The 15,321-nt window shown below is 39.7% G+C and carries 14 protein-coding genes and 1 pseudogene; 10 read left to right on the forward strand and 5 right to left on the reverse strand.

Annotated elements, in window-relative coordinates; all coding sequences use genetic code 11:
* Positions 1-439: 439 nt before the first annotated feature.
* Positions 440-1,549, reverse strand: a complete 1,110-nt coding sequence (ald, locus tag AC1EJ5_RS04900) for an alanine dehydrogenase (RefSeq protein ID WP_479814888.1) — start codon at positions 1,547-1,549, stop codon at positions 440-442.
* Between the two features lie 1,136 nt (positions 1,550-2,685).
* Between ald and AC1EJ5_RS04905 the strand changes: the two genes are divergently transcribed.
* From AC1EJ5_RS04905 to AC1EJ5_RS04920, 4 genes and pseudogenes are all read left to right on the forward strand, one after another.
* Positions 2,686-3,513, forward strand: coding sequence for a Cof-type HAD-IIB family hydrolase (locus AC1EJ5_RS04905; protein WP_479814889.1), 828 nt, complete (start codon positions 2,686-2,688; stop codon positions 3,511-3,513).
* 64 nt (positions 3,514-3,577) lie between these two features.
* Positions 3,578-4,117: a helix-turn-helix domain-containing protein gene (locus AC1EJ5_RS04910; RefSeq protein WP_479814891.1), complete on the forward strand. Its 540-nt coding sequence runs from the start codon at positions 3,578-3,580 to the stop codon at positions 4,115-4,117.
* Positions 4,105-4,683 (forward strand): annotated as a pseudogene (locus AC1EJ5_RS04915) (IS3 family transposase); the annotation flags it as partial. The gene AC1EJ5_RS04910 and the pseudogene AC1EJ5_RS04915, both read left to right, overlap by 13 nt.
* A gap of 63 nt (positions 4,684-4,746) precedes the next feature.
* Positions 4,747-4,974, forward strand: coding sequence for a transposase (locus AC1EJ5_RS04920; RefSeq protein ID WP_479814893.1), 228 nt, complete (start codon positions 4,747-4,749; stop codon positions 4,972-4,974).
* Positions 4,975-5,058: 84 nt separating this feature from the next.
* On the opposite strand, the gene AC1EJ5_RS04925 is transcribed toward AC1EJ5_RS04920, so the two are convergent.
* Positions 5,059-6,432, reverse strand: a complete 1,374-nt coding sequence (locus AC1EJ5_RS04925; RefSeq protein WP_479814895.1) for an alanine/glycine:cation symporter family protein — start codon at positions 6,430-6,432, stop codon at positions 5,059-5,061.
* A gap of 1,048 nt (positions 6,433-7,480) precedes the next feature.
* Positions 7,481-8,047, reverse strand: a complete 567-nt coding sequence (locus AC1EJ5_RS04930) for a DUF3783 domain-containing protein (protein ID WP_348938791.1) — start codon at positions 8,045-8,047, stop codon at positions 7,481-7,483.
* A gap of 110 nt (positions 8,048-8,157) precedes the next feature.
* Between AC1EJ5_RS04930 and AC1EJ5_RS04935 the strand changes: the two genes are divergently transcribed.
* Both AC1EJ5_RS04935 and AC1EJ5_RS04940 read left to right on the forward strand, forming a co-directional pair.
* Entirely contained in the window at positions 8,158-8,619 is a 462-nt protein-coding gene (locus tag AC1EJ5_RS04935) for a hypothetical protein (RefSeq protein ID WP_479814897.1), read from the forward strand.
* 91 nt (positions 8,620-8,710) lie between these two features.
* Positions 8,711-9,223, forward strand: a complete 513-nt coding sequence (locus tag AC1EJ5_RS04940) for a nitroreductase family protein (protein ID WP_479814899.1) — start codon at positions 8,711-8,713, stop codon at positions 9,221-9,223.
* Positions 9,224-9,544: 321 nt separating this feature from the next.
* On the opposite strand, the gene AC1EJ5_RS04945 is transcribed toward AC1EJ5_RS04940, so the two are convergent.
* Both AC1EJ5_RS04945 and AC1EJ5_RS04950 read right to left on the reverse strand, forming a co-directional pair.
* Entirely contained in the window at positions 9,545-9,781 is a 237-nt protein-coding gene (locus AC1EJ5_RS04945) for a DUF2922 domain-containing protein (RefSeq protein ID WP_308749675.1), read from the reverse strand.
* 13 nt (positions 9,782-9,794) lie between these two features.
* Positions 9,795-10,013, reverse strand: a complete 219-nt coding sequence (locus AC1EJ5_RS04950; RefSeq protein ID WP_223419084.1) for a DUF1659 domain-containing protein — start codon at positions 10,011-10,013, stop codon at positions 9,795-9,797.
* A gap of 155 nt (positions 10,014-10,168) precedes the next feature.
* Between AC1EJ5_RS04950 and AC1EJ5_RS04955 the strand changes: the two genes are divergently transcribed.
* From AC1EJ5_RS04955 to AC1EJ5_RS04970, 4 genes are all read left to right on the forward strand, one after another.
* A complete protein-coding gene (locus AC1EJ5_RS04955; RefSeq protein WP_223419086.1) occupies positions 10,169-10,471 on the forward strand; it encodes an ArsR/SmtB family transcription factor in 303 nt (100 codons plus the stop codon).
* Between the two features lie 16 nt (positions 10,472-10,487).
* Positions 10,488-10,712 carry a heavy-metal-associated domain-containing protein gene (locus AC1EJ5_RS04960; protein WP_223419089.1) on the forward strand — a complete coding sequence of 75 codons (225 nt, stop codon included), beginning with the start codon at positions 10,488-10,490 and terminating at the stop codon, positions 10,710-10,712.
* Positions 10,713-12,563, forward strand: coding sequence for a heavy metal translocating P-type ATPase (locus AC1EJ5_RS04965; RefSeq protein ID WP_479814902.1), 1,851 nt, complete (start codon positions 10,713-10,715; stop codon positions 12,561-12,563).
* 1,102 nt (positions 12,564-13,665) lie between these two features.
* Positions 13,666-14,148, forward strand: a complete 483-nt coding sequence (locus AC1EJ5_RS04970) for a hypothetical protein (RefSeq protein WP_348938794.1) — start codon at positions 13,666-13,668, stop codon at positions 14,146-14,148.
* Positions 14,149-15,321: the final 1,173 nt, after the last annotated feature.

Below are 15,321 nucleotides of genomic sequence, written 5' to 3' on the forward strand. Positions count from 1 at the left end.
TTCGGGCTACCGCCCTATGTTTTCGCCATAAAGGCCCCAAATCAAGGGGCCTTTATGAGGTCCAGGGTTCGAGTCCCAGGCTACGGCATAAGACTTTCCATAGTTCGCTTACGCTCACTAGGACAAGTCTATAAAGCCCCACCAAGCGTTTCTTTAAGAAGTGCTTATTTTTTTGGAAAATTATGGGAGGGGCCTACCGGTGGCTAGCCCGTCGGCTTGTGAGACGGTTCGAGTCCCAGGCTATGGCATAAGACTTTCCATGACTTGATTTCATCTCGTCAGGACAAGTCTATAAACCCCCACCAAGAATTTCCCTGAGATATTCTTACTTTTTGTAAAATTTTTGGGATTAATTTTCTTTTGTTTGGTGCCTATACTTATGGCTTAGCCTTCAATTTTTTTGCATAGAAAAACCACGAGTTTTGGCTCGTGGTTTGTTTTAGATTTCTAATTTTTTGCATTCGTGGCCTGTGTCTTGGGCTACGGATTCTATTGTGACTTGGCCATTGTGGGTGTTGACGCCTGTTCCTATTTCTGGGAATTTTTCTATGGCATCTTTTAGACCGCCTTTGCCTAGGGCTTTGGCATAGATTGTTGTGGCGTTTGATAGGGCGTAGGTTGATGTCTTGGCGACAGCGCCTGGGATGTTGCCTACTGCGTAGAAGGTTACGCCGTATTCTTTAAAGATTGGGTGGGTGTGGCTTGTAGCGTGGTCTTTGGTGATGTCGGTTGATCCACCTTGGTCGATGGCGACGTCGACTACGACTGAGCCTTCACTCATTTTCTTAACTGTGTCTACTTTTATTAGTTGTGGGGCACGTCTACCTGGGATTAATACTGTTGATATAACTAGGTCTGCACCGCTAACTGCTTCGTCTATGTTAAGTGGGTTTGAGTAAAGAGTTTCGATTTTATCTGGGAAAATGTTGTGTAGTCTTGTGAGTGAATCGATATTGACGTCTAGGACTGTAACCCTGGCTCCCATGCCGACTGCTATTCTTGTGGCAGCTGTGCCTACTGTACCTGCACCGACAATAACTACGTTGGCTGGCCTTACTCCTGGCACGCCTTGGAGGAGGATTCCCTTACCGCCTTCTGGGATAGTTAAATATCTTGCCCCTTCTTGGACTGCCATCCTGCCTGCAATTTCAGACATTGGGCGAAGAAGTGGGAGTTTGCCGTCTTTGACAACTGTCTCAAAACCAATGGCAGTAACTTTTTTCTCTAATAATTGGTCTAATAACTCCTCGTTGCCAGCTAGGTGAAGATAGCAATAGACGATGAGGCCTTCTCTTAGGTATTGGTATTCTTCCTTGAGAGGCTCTTTGACCTTGTAGATGATGTCTGATTTTTCCCAAACCTCAGCAGCAGAGTCAAGGACTTTGGCACCTGCTTCGGCGTAGTCTGCGTCTGTTATGCCAGAGCCAAGGCCAGCACCAGATTCAACAAGGACTTCTATTCCATTTTTAACAAGATCAGCCACAGCACCAGGTACTGCAGCAACTCTTGATTCTTGATCTTTTAATTCTTTTGGTATTCCTATAATCATTTTTTCTCCTCTTATATTATATAAAACTTAGTTATTAACTTATCTTTATCATTATACCGAATTTTGGGGTTTTATCCGAGTATAAAATATCTTTTTTTTGTCAATCCGAGATTGACTTCATCTTTTATTATTTTCAGGTCATTAACATGACCTCTCCGTATCTGGGAGAATATAGGCATGATTTTCTATCCAAGATAGGGTATTTTTCTTTAAATTCTAGATTTTTCATTATCTTTTATTATTTTTTCTCAGTCATTTACATTACCGCTTCGTAAAAAGGGGACCCCAGGGGAACGTTTCGCACGTTCCCCCATCGGGTCCCCTTAAACCCCTTCCGTTACACCCTCCGGGCGACCCCTCTCGGGGGATAATGTGTTTGCCTATCGGCAAACATGTTGGTAAGGAGGCGTCCTTGTTTAGGAATAATAGTTGTTTAACTTTTTAAAATCCCAAGCCTCATAAAATTGCAATCTCGTCTGACTTGTGCTCTTTGTTTGAAAATTAGTTCACAGTATCTACTGTATTTCTATTTGTAAAAAGCTGTCAGTGCAATTTTCGTAACGGAGGCTTGGGATTTTAAAATACAAGACCTTAAGTTTTTAAACTCTTAGTATAAGAAAGACAAAACACATCTAGCAAAGTTTGGCGAAAGCCAAACGAGCCTAGCAATTTTTAGAACTTCGAAGTCAATTCTCTAATCCACTGGGTAAAGATTTCTAATAGAAAGCCCCGTTTAAAAAACTGATTGTTTGAGCGATAGCGAGTTATCAGTTTTTAGGGGCTTGATTATTAGAAATCTGTGGGGATATACTAATACTAATACAAGGACGTTCTCTCTACACAAAAAAAGCTTGCCGAAAAGGCAAGCTTCATTGTCCGCACTCCGCCAAGGAGCCGCTCGGGGGTGCAGCCGAGAGGGGTTTAAGGGGAGGCGGGTGAGGGACCCTGCGGAAGGTCCCTCGGGCCTCCCCTTTAAACGAAGATTCAGCTGTAAGTAGAATAATAATACTGAATATAAAATTACGGAGAATTCAGGTAAATAACTTTATAAAAGAAGTGATAAAAATAAATTATTAAAATAAAGAAAAAGATTGCTTCGTCTCGGACGAAAGCGAAAAAAATAGTATAGTATTATTATGATTAAACTAATTACCATTGACGTGGATGGGACACTTGTCACACCACTTAAGAGATTAACTAAAAAAAATATTATACAAATCGACAGGGTAAGGGACTTGGGTGTCCATATTGCCCTTGCTTCTGGCAGGCCTTTTCATTCTATGGAAAGATATATCGAAAGACTTGGCCTCATGCAGGAGGGGCATTTTACTGTCTGCCAAAACGGATCTTACATAGTGGACAATGCTACAAAGCAGCCAATTGCTGGTTCTTTTCAGACTGTAGAGGACCTTGCAAGGCTTGATAAGCTGATGGAGGGCTTTGATGTGGAAGTCTCCGCCATGGACGACGTTGGTTTTTATTCCAGGCACAAAAACCCAAGTTTTTATACCAAGGCCGACGCCTTTATAAATAAACTTGCCCTAACCCCTGTAAATTACGAAGATTTCCCAGAAAATATGAGCTTTGGCAGGTTTCTAATCTTGGGATCCTCATCAAGCATCAAGGAAGTTTTGGCCAATATGCCAAAGGAAGTGACCGATAATTACTATGCTGTTCAGACCGCTCCATTTTTGATAGAAGTCATGAACAAAACCGCCAACAAGGGCCACGCCGTAAGGCAAATGGCAGCCAAACTCGGGATTACAGCCGACGAAATCATGTCCATAGGCAATGAGAAAAACGACATACCAATGCTAGAACAAACAGGTTTTCCTGTGGCAATGGAAAACTCAGTCCCAGAACTTAAGGCCCACGCCAAATTCATCACCAAATCCAACCTTCAATCAGGTGTAGGTTATGCTATAGAAAGACTAATTGATAATGGTTTAAAAAGATACGAATAAGAAAAACGACTCTAGGACGTGACCTGAACCCCAAAATCCGGAATACGGATGGAGGGGTTTTTGTATGCCAAAATACACAAAAGAATTTAAAATCAAACTAGTAATGGAATACTTATCAGGAGAAACAGGAGGTATAAGAAAATTAGCTGATAAATATAATATTCCCAAAGGCACCATTGAAAACTGGATAGATAAATATAATTCAGGAGGTTTTGATAACTTATCAAAAAAACAAAATCAAGATAAATTCACTAGTGAATTTAAGCTATCTGTAATACAATATAGGCAAATCAATAATATCTCATTCAGACAAACCGCAGAGCACTTTAATATAAAAAATGGATCAATAATATGTAATTGGCAGAGAGCATATAGACAGCGTGGTTTATCTGGACTAGAAGATAACAGAGGAAGGCCTAAAAAAGACAGGACCAAATCAAATAAGAAGTCTAAACCTAATACTCCAATAAATGAAAGTGAAAGAGAAGAATTAATAAGACTAAGAGAAGAAAATAGACTTCTCAAAATGAAGATAATCTACGAAAAAAAGCTACAAGCCTTGCTACTGGAAGAGGAAGCAGAAGCAAGGAAAAGACAAAGATAATCCTCAACTTAATAAAAGAATATCCACAAAGTAAAATAATCGAATGGTTAAGCATAGCAAAATTACCAAAATCATCATACTATAAATGGAAGATGAAATTAGGAAATCCAACAAACAAAGACAAGGAAGTTAAAAATGAAATTAAAACCATAGTAGAAGCATCAAAAGGCAGATATGGATATAGAAGAGTTACTCTAGTATTAAAAAATAAAGGATTTAATATTAACCATAAAAGAGTTTTAAGAATAATGAGAGAAGAATCCTTGCTATGCACTAAATTTAAAACTAGATCAAGAAAATATTTATCATACAAGGGACAAATAGGTAAAGTAGCAGATAATGTTGTAAAAAGACAGTTTACAGCTACTAAGCCAAATCAATTATGGCTAACAGATGTAACAGAATTTAGAATAAAAGGGCAAGAAAAGAAACTATACCTATCACCAATATTAGACCTATACAACAGTGAAATAATCAGTTATACACTAAGCGATCATCCAACAATAGAATTAACTAATACAATGCTAGAAAAAGCGTTAGAAGAAAATAAAGAAATTAAAGAATGAACAATACACTCAGACCAAGGATTTCATTATCAACATAGTACTTGGACTAAAAAACTAGAAAAAATGAATATTAGGCAGAGTATGTCAAGAAAAGGGAATTGTCTAGACAATTCTCCAATGGAGAACTTCTTTGGGATATTAAAACAGGAAATGTATTATGGAGAAGAGTTTAATAGTTATGATCATTTGAGAAATGAGATTGAAAAATATATCAAATGGTACAATGAGGATAGGATTAAAACAAAATTAAACGGAATGTCTCCTGTTATGTACAGATTACATTCCGCTTAAAATATTATTAAATTATTCCGTGTTTACGGGTTCAGGTCAGACGGAGTCGTTTTTAATTTTATATAAAGTTTTTTTGATAAAAGCTTAGTTTAACAAGCTTTGGTATTCTTGGCTTCCCTTTCTTATCCTCATTGGGTCTTTGAAAAAGTCTTTTTCTAGCCTGGTTAGTACTGGGGCTAGCTTTATCAAAGCGTAGAGGTTTGGAAGGGCCATTAGGCCGTTTAGGATGTTTGAAAATGTCCAGGCAAGGCCTAGGTCCATGTTTGCGCCAACAAAGACAAAGATTACATAGATTATCCTGTAATATTTTTTGACCCCATCACCAAGTAGGTAGGAAATGGCCAGTTCTCCGTAGTAGGCCCAACCGAGTATGGTTGAGAAGGCGAAAAGGCTGATTCCCAAAGAAAGGATTAGGCCGCCGATTGAAGAGGTGGACGAAAAGGCGTTTGCAACCAAGGTCCTTGCGTCAACGCCGACTGATCTGTCGACCCCTGTAGTCAAGATGACTAGGGCTGTGAGCGAACAAATCACCATTGTGTCAACAAAAACTTCTGTCATGCCCCAAAGTCCTTGGCGGATTGGGTGGTCTGTGGAGGCTGATGCGTGGGCCATTGGTGATGAACCAAGACCGGCTTCGTTGGTAAATACACCTCTTGCTACACCGGCAGACATAACTTGCTTTATAGAAAGTCCGACCACTCCGCCAGCCACACTCATCGGTGCGAAAGCGCCAACAAAGATTGACTCGATGGCAGGGATTAGGTTTGCCCTGTTGAGGAAAATTATCCAAACCGATCCCAAAATATAAAAAAATGACATGAAAGGCACGAGCTTTTCGGTAACCTTTGATATTGTGGCAAGGCCGCCAACAACGACAATGGCTGCAAGGCCACTTAGGATAAGGCCTGTAACTATTGTATTTACGCCAAAATTATCCCTCAAAACACCGGCAATGGCGTTGGATTGGGTGGAATTGCCTATACCAAAAACTGCAACTGAGGCAAAAAGAGCAAAAAGTTTGGCGAGATTTTTGTTTTTGAGGCCCTTTTCTATGTAATACATTGGCCCACCGACAAAAGAACCTCCTCTTTTTTCCCTATAGGCAAGCGCGAGAGTGACCTCAGCAAACTTGGTAGCCATGCCAAAGATAGCGGCAACCCACATCCAAAAAATCGCACCCGGTCCGCCCATGATAATGGCAAGGGACACACCGACGATATTGCCAGTCCCAACTGTGGCAGCAAGGGCAGTAGCAAGGGCTGAAAATGGCGAAATATCACCATCCGCCTCATCGACCTGTTCAAAAACCTTGCCCAAAGTATTCCTAAGGGCAAAACCAAGTTTTCTAAACTGGATTCCTCCGAGCCTGATACTAATATATATACCAGTACCCATGATGCCTAAAATAAGGGGCAAGCCCCACAAAAAGTCATTAAAACTCTCAATAATCTGTCTCATAATATCTTCCTTAAAAATGTTATTTTATTATTTTATTCTAATAATTATTAATTACAAATCATTTTTTTATTTTTTCGTCCGAGACGAAACAATCATTTTTCATTTTTTATCCGAGATAAATTATCTTTTCTTTCTTATACGAGATAAGTTATCTATCTTTTATGTGATAATTTTATTAACAATTGAATCTTCGTAATTTTATCTTTCATATTATTATTCTACTCACAGTTGAATCTTCGTTTAAAGGGGAGGCCCGAGGGGGCGGCAGATGCCCCCTCACCCGCCTCCCCTTAAACCCCTCTCGGCTACACCCCCAACTGCTCCTTGAGCGGAGTGCAAAACCAGAAGTTTGTCTGCGGCAAACCTCTTTAATAGAGTTAATGACCTTGTATAAGATTACGTATCTCCCCACTGATTTCTAATAGTCGGTCACCTAAAAATCGCAAACTCGCTTCGCTCAGACATGCGATTTTCTTTACGGTGACCTTTATTAGAAATCTTTGCTCGATAAAGGGGAGATTTGGTCTCGAGATTCTAGAATGTCCCAGGCTCGTTTGGCTTTCGCCAAACATTGCTAGATGAGTTTTACATTCTAAAACGAAGAGTAGAAAACTTAAGACCAAGTATTTTAAAATCCCAAACCTCCGTGAAGAGCCTGCCCTAGCGGCCGAGAGCGTTGCACTGACAGTCCTTTACAATTAAGAATACAATAACTACTGTGAACTGATTTTAAAATTCAAAACACAAGTCAGACGAGATTGCAATTTTTAGGAGGCTTGGGATTTTAAAAAGTTTGGATAATAATTTACTGAAACAAGGGCTCCTCTATGTTAATAGTTTGCCGTAGGCAAACTCCTTATCCCACGAGAGTGGTCGCCCGGAGGGGGTAACGGAAGGGGTTTTAAAGGGGACCCGATGGGGGAACGTGCGAAACGTTCCCCTGGGGTCCCCTTTATTACGAAGATTCAACTGTAAATAAAATGATTATTCTAACTATATAACTTATCTAGGATAAGAAAAAAAGATAATTTTATTCTCGGATAAACTACTAATTTTCTTTTTCAACCCTCAAATTTTCATCCATCAATTTCAAATAATAATCCTTGGCCTTGTCTATATCAAATATTGATGAATCTTGGAAAAAGCCTTGGATTTCTTCTATTAGGGCCTTTGTTGTGGCGTCTTCGCCGTATTTTTCCTTGAGGTCTGAAGCTTTTTCTAGTTGGGCATTTATTTTGTGGATGAGGCCCATGGTTCTGGCTTCCTTGTCATTTTCGATCAAAAGCTCTCTTAGGGACCAACCTATGTTATTTTGGGTGGTGCCGGCCTTGTGTTGGACATTTGCCTCGCTTTCCCTAAGCTCGTCCATGACTCTGAACATCTTTTCATTATCAAAATTAGAAAATAAAATAAAGTCAAAGTCTATATTTGCTTTTTCGTCAATATCAGTTTTCTTTTCATCAGTAAAACCTTCAAGACTGAGCAAATATCCCACATAGTGGTCAACTTGGTCTTCTTCTACTTCGATGATTGTTACGTCATTGGCCTCGCAAATTTCCTTAAATTTATTATAGTCCTTTGCAAGATGTGTATTATAAAATAGTATTTCTGCCATATTTTCCTCATTTCTATATTTTATATATAAATTATACTTATCATAAAATGAAGGTCAATTTTGAAAAATGGGTATATAATATAAAAGACTACAGTGGAAGGAAAAATATCATGAATATAGATTTAGAAATAGTAAAAACCGACAAAATGATCAGAAAAGTTAGGCAAACAAGGGCCAGGATTAAGCTCGCCATGGGAAAAATGGAAGACCAGTATTCCTACACCACATCAAGCTGTTTTCGTGGCAATATTTTTGGCGACATAATTAGGAAAAAAAGGACAGACAAACTAAATTCAACCATAAATAAGATCCAACAAGACCTCCTAAATCTCGAAAGTGACCTCCTCTTATACGACGAGAACCTAGCCAAAAGCCTAAGACTGCCAGCAAAAATGGCAGAAGCGGGCAGGGTAAATGGCATATTAGACGACATTAGCCTTAGAAGTAGGATGAGATACAGGGAATTTGACGTAGCCAAAAGCCTAAGAAACCTAGAAACCATCCTAGGCAAACTAGAAGACGACAAGAAAAAACTAAGATTTATAAAAAAAGACCAAAAAGGACTAATTTAATAATTATTAAAAGCCGAGCTATTAGGTTCTGCTTTTTTCACTCTAAATATTTTGTATATAAGTATATTAAAGAAAGAAAAGAGGAGATTTTATGGATTTTATTAAACTTGCTAGCGAACGTTATTCTTTGAAAAAATACGATGGGAGAAGGGTTCCTAAGGACAAGCTTGATCTCATTTTAGAGGCAGGCCGTCTTTCTCCGACTGCCAAAAATTTACAAAATTACAAGATTTATGTGGCCGAGTCTGAAGAAGCTTTGGCCAAGGTTGACCAGGTGACTCCTTGTCGTTATGGTGCGGGGACAGTCCTTGTTTTAACCTATGATAAAGACCAAGTTTTCACTTATCCAGGCGGCAAATACGACTCTGGTTTTGAAGATACAGCCATTGTAGCCACCCACATTATCCTTGCAGCTAAGTCCCTTGGCGTCGATTCTTGTTGGATTAACAACATCGATCCCGACCAGGTAAAGGAAGTTTTTGACCTACCAGCTAATGAAATAGTCGTTTGCATGATCGACCTGGGCTTTCCGGCTGAAGGGGCAGGTCCTCTTGCCAACCATACCAATAGAAAACCTATCGAAGATTTGGTAAAATATATTTAAGAAATTCACCCTAGGAAAATTGGGTCAGATTTTTTACCAAATCAAAACCACACAATCTTATAAATTATTTTAAAAAAATTAAACCCGAGGGGGCCAAACTCCACTAATCAATCAACTTATGAAAGCCACACGACTGCAAAAATCAATATGCCGGCCCCCTCACTTGTCTTATAAATCATCGCTCTTTTGATTTTGGCTAGATAGCCAAGTTAAAGGGCTTTTTTATTGTAAATTTTATGGTAAAAAAGCCAAAAACCTGGATCCGGCCATCAAAAATTATTAGAAAAATCCCCAAAAAAAAGACCCCTTATGGGGTCTTTCTTAGGCTTTTGTCACATCAAATGGAGATTTTTCAATGGTTTCCATTTCGGCATTGGCCTTTGTTGTGACCTTGCCTTTTTTTGTTTCAAGCACTCCAGATTTTACGATTTTATCCATAGCAGCCTTAACATCCGCATCTTGGTAATTATCTTTTGGATAGTCAATAGAGACAGTCCTTTGTGTGTTATCAGCGTCTTTAAAGTATAATTTTAATTTTCTTTTTATTGTTTTTTCCATTGTTTATGCCTCCTTAATTTACTTGTCCTTCATCAACTTTTTCTTCATTTGCCTTGTAGATTGCATAGGCAATTCCCTTGCCATTGTCATTTAATAAACCTAGGTAAGCCTCGGTGAATGCTTTTAAATTCTCGTTTGTAGCTCCTTGGTTTACTTGGGAGAAGGTCTTTGTGTAAGTCTTTTTTCCTACTCCTTCAATGTCCACAATTTCATATTTGATCTTAATTTTCATATTTAACTCCTTATATTTATTTCTTGGCGCCGTACTAATAGGTAGAAAAAAATTGAAAAATGTCCCGAAAATCTTGACAAAATTTTTATATATGCTACAATATTCATATGAAGATACATTCATATGTACAAATATAGAAATGAAACGAGGTGGAGATGAAGGTAGACATAGACAATATTTCGGATAATATCCTAAGCGACTTGGCCGACCTTTTCAAAATTTTTTCAGACTCTACAAGGATGAGAATCATGTACAGGCTTTTTGAGGGGCCAGTAAGTGTGGGCGACATAGCCGAAAGCCTTGATATGAGCCAATCGGCCATCAGTCACCAACTAAGAAACCTAAAGAAAAACAAGCTAGTAAAAAGCGAGAGGGAAGGCAAGTCCATTATGTATTCCCTTCTCGATGACCACGTGAAATTAATTATAGAAATCGGTCTAGAACACATTTGCGAATAGACCAAAGGAGGAATTTATGAAAGCAAAATACAAAATTGAAGGCCTAGATTGTGCCAACTGTGCAGCCAAAATTGAAGAAGCCATCTCTAAATTAGACGGTGTCAACAGCGTTAGAGTTTCATTTTTATCAGAAAAGGTCAAATTTGACCTAGCAGATGACATTGACCTAGAAGACCTAATTGCAAAATCAAATGAAATAGCCGACAAGATTGAACCAGGATCAAAAATTTTGGTGGACTAGATGCTAAAATCAATGACCAAAGACCATAAACAGACTTTTTTAAAGCTTGTTTTAATAGTCATCCTGACCTTTGCCCTAGCATATTTTGACTCCCACATCGCTTGGGTCAATATCCATATCGCAAGACTTTGGTATTTGGGCCTCTATCTTTTAGCGGCATGGGAGGTCCTCAAGGAAGCCTTTGAAGGCCTCAAACGTGGCCAGGCCCTTGATGAGAACTTCCTCATGACCATAGCCACACTCACCGCCTTTTTAATCGGTGACTACCTTGAAGCCATTGCGGTAATGGTATTCTACGGCTTTGGCGAACTTTTTGAGGAAATAGCCACCCACTCTTCTAAGGAAAACATCAAAAGCCTCTTAGACCTAGTCCCAGACCTTGCCAACAAGGTCCTAGACGACGGAACAATCGAGGAAATCGACCTCGATGATGTAGAAGTGGGCGACATCTTGATGGTCCGTGACGGAGAAAAAGTCGGAGTCGACGGGATAATAATCGAAGGAAATGCTTTGGTTGACACATCTTCAGTCACAGGCGAATCCATGCCAGTAGAAGTAGGCCCTGGAGATGAAATAATATCCTCATCAATCCTAAGCCAAGGCATCATCAAATATGAGGCCACCAAGGAATTTGACGACTCAGTTGCGGCAAAAATCATCGAACTAATCGAAGATTCCCACATGTCAAAATCTGACTCCGAGAGATTAATCAGCAGATTTGCCAGGATCTATACACCAATCGTAGTTGCCTTTGCAGGCCTACTTGCAATCGTCCCACCACTATTCATGGGCGGAGCCTGGTCAGATTATCTCCTAAGAGCAGCCACCTTCCTAGTTTTATCCTGCCCATGCGCCCTAGTATTATCAGTCCCACTTTCCTTCATGTCAGGCCTAGGCCTTGCAAGTAGGGAAGGAATCTTGATCAAAGGCAGCCAATATTTGGAAGAACTAGAAGCGGCAGATGTACTCTTATCAGACAAGACAGGCACCCTCACCACAGGCGAATTTGTCGTAAAAGACATAGAATTTTTGGCTGACTACGATAGGGAAAGGGCCCTCGATTATATCTACAACATCGAAAAAATGTCCACCCACCCAATCGCCAGAGGCATTGTAAATTCAATGGATAGGGAAGAAAACCCTGACCTATTTACAACAATTGACAACAAAAGCGGCCTTGGAGTCCTAGCAGAAAGTCGAAATGGCGAAGAAGTCAAAATCGGATCAGGCAAATTTATCGGCATAGAAAATGACGGATCCAGAGCTGTATATCTAGCCATAGACGATAAGCCAATCGCCAAAGTCGTCATAGAAGACCAAATCAAAAAAGACAGCAAAAAGACAATAGAAAGTCTCAAAAAACACTTCAAAAAAATCGCCGTAGTATCAGGCGACGGCCAAGGCCCAGTCAGAGACTTGGCAGAAGAACTCGCCCTCACAGATTATTATGCAGAAGTCATGCCAAAAGATAAGCTAGACATCATGCAAGACTATCAAAACAAGGGCAGCAAAGTAGTCTTTGTAGGCGACGGCATCAACGACGCCCCAGTCCTTAAAAACGCAAACGTCGGCATATCCATGGGCGAAACCGCCTCAGACCTCGCCATAGAATCATCCGACATCCTAATAGCCAACGGTGAATTTAGCCAAATGGCCAAACTAATGACCATAGCCAAACTCACCAACTCCACAGTAATGCAAAACATCACATTTATAATGACAGTAAAAGTCCTAATCCTAATCTTAGGGCTCCTAGGCCACGCCTCCATGTGGTTAGCAATCTTCGGAGACGTAGGAGTAAGTATAATTGCTATATTGTGGGGAATGAGGATACTTAAGAAAAGGTTATGAAAATAGCCTTTTTTTTTATGATTTTTTTAATTTTAAATTTATTTTATCTTTTATATTTTCTCAGTCATTGACATTACTGCTCCGTTCATAGGGGGAACCCAAGGGGGCGGCAGATGCCCCCTAACCGGTTCCCCCTAAAACCCCCTTACGCTACACCCCCAACTGCTCCTTAAGCGGAGTGCGAAACCAGAAGTTTGCCTAACGGCAAACCTCTTTAGTAAAGATAATATCCTTGTATCAGTTTATGTATCTTCTCACTGATTTCTAATATTCAAGCCCCTAAAAACTGATAACTCGCTAACGCTCAGACAATCAGTTTTCTTGACGGGGCTTTCTATTAGAAATCTTTGCCCGATAGAGGGGAGAGTGAGCACGAGACCAACTCAAACCCACACCCTCGTCTCGACTAAGTGAGCAAAGCGAACGCATGGAGAGACCTCCTACGTACACTTAAAGCTAGCTCTACTCATACATTCGGGAGACATTTATAAAATCAAAACCCTACCCCCAACACCAAAAACTTGCAAACAACCCCAAAACTGATATAATAAACCTAAGAGAAGCCACCTCTTATCCCATCAAAAAAGCTCTTGGCTTAGGCCAGGAAACAAAACAAATAGAGTGAGATTCTCCATGAGGATCAAAAAAGACGGTAGTTCCAGCTACCGTCTTTTTATTATTTGCTAGTGCCGTCGTCATCTATATATTTTTCAATATATAAGACAATTAAAGCCACTAGCAGTGGAAAAAATAAATTTTCCAACAAATAGAGTGATATCTCCATCAGTCTCACCTTCTTTTTTTCAGGAGATAATTATATTATAACATATTTAATTAATAATAATAATCTATCTTAAAATTACCATGACACCTATACCGTATAGATTAGACAAAGGAAGCCAGAGGCTTCTCCAGTCTCCTAGAGCCGACGGGCTTGTTATTCGCTACGTTCACTTAGTCGAGACGAGAGGGGTGGAGCCTCGAGCCCACCCCCCTAAAAGCCTTTAAGCCAAATCCCCCTCAAACCCCTTGCCAAAAATCAAATTTCACTGTACAATAAAAGTACATTTAAAGTCCAAACACGGACTAGAAAGGAGAATATATGTACTATGAAATTATCGCCATCTTGCCAGAGCAAGTGAAAGGCAAGGGAATATATTCCCGTATATATAGGGAAGACAAATCCTTCCTCGACCCACGCACACCCGCCCTCTATCTCAAAAACCTCTACGAAGCCAAAGGCAAAAACAAAAGGCAGATGGACAAAAAAATCAAAGAAACCTACCAAATCGCAAGAAACATCCCCTACGCCATAGACTCTAACCACGTCTTCTTCCCATTCAAAATCAGATCCACCGACATTATGGAAAACAACCGAGCCTTCATCAACGTCAAATTCATCAGGGAAATCAAAGGCACTTCCATAATCCTAGACACAGGAGAAGAAATCCAAAGTCTCACCACCAACAAAGCCCTAATCCAAAACAAAATCCTAGCCAGAGCCCTACTAATGGAAGAAATCCTCCAAACCACCCTACAAAGGGAAAAAACATTGAAATATATGACGGCTTACTTAAAAAGATAGGTAGCTACCTTTTTGATTCCTAAAAATTGGTGGGTTTCTTATCCAAGATAAGTTATTTTTTTCTTTCTTATCCGAGATAAGCTATCTATCTTATATATGATTATTTTATTTACAGTTGAATCTTCGTAACTGGGGGAACCCCAAGGGACAACTTGCCCAAGCGGCTTAGAGCGCCGCAGGGTCCCTCACTGGGTTCCCCCAGGCCCCTTTTCCGCTACACCCCCGAGCGGCTCCTTATGCGGAGTGCGGATAATGAAGCTTGCCTATCGGCAAGCTTTTTTGTGTAGAGAGAATTACCTTGTATAAGATTACGTATCTCCCCAGAGATTTCTAATAATCAAGCCCCTAAAAACTGATAACTCGGCTCCGCCTCAAACAATCAGTTTTCTTAACGGGGCTTTCTATTAGAAATCTTTGCCCGACAAAAGAGAGAACTGGTCTCGAAGTTATAGAAAGTGCTGGCTCGTGTGGCTTCGCCATACATTGCTAAATTAGTGTTTATTTTCAAACAAAGAAATTATAATCCCAAGACCAATTATTTTTGTAAATGAAGGAGGCGTCAAAAAATTTGATTGTTTGAGGCTTTAGCCGAGTTATCAAATTTTAGCCGACTGAATGTCAAAAAAGTTTGGAGATAGTCCAACTAGAACAAGGGCTCCTCTATATTAATAGTTTGCCGTAGGCAAACTCCTTATCCCCCGCGAGGGGTCGCCCGGAGGGGGTAGCCGAAAGGGGTCTGGGGAGTCGAGTTGGGGAACGTGCGAAACGTTCCCCTGGGACTCCCCAGTTACGAAGATTCAATTGTAAGTAGAATGATAATCTATAATAAGAAGATAATATTAAAAGAAAATTATAAGATGCTGATCCTGGATTAATAGACTCACCTAGTGAAAAAAGATTGTTTCGTCTCGGACGAAAGAAAACTAGATTTTATCCAAAACAATAGTATATTAACAGATATCTTACAAGGACTCCGTCGAGGAGATAACTTATCTCGGATAAGAAATCTCATGAATTGTGTAGAAATATTGTAGCAATATTTAGCAAAATTTTATATATATTGACAATTTGCATAAATGTGTTGACAATGTGGAGAAAAGATTGTAAGATTATAAATGTAAAGTGAGTACACAAAGTACGAAACAAAAAAGAAGTAATTCAAAGGAGAATTAA

The sequence above is a fragment of the Anaerococcus sp. C0059F3 genome, assembly GCF_056590475.1.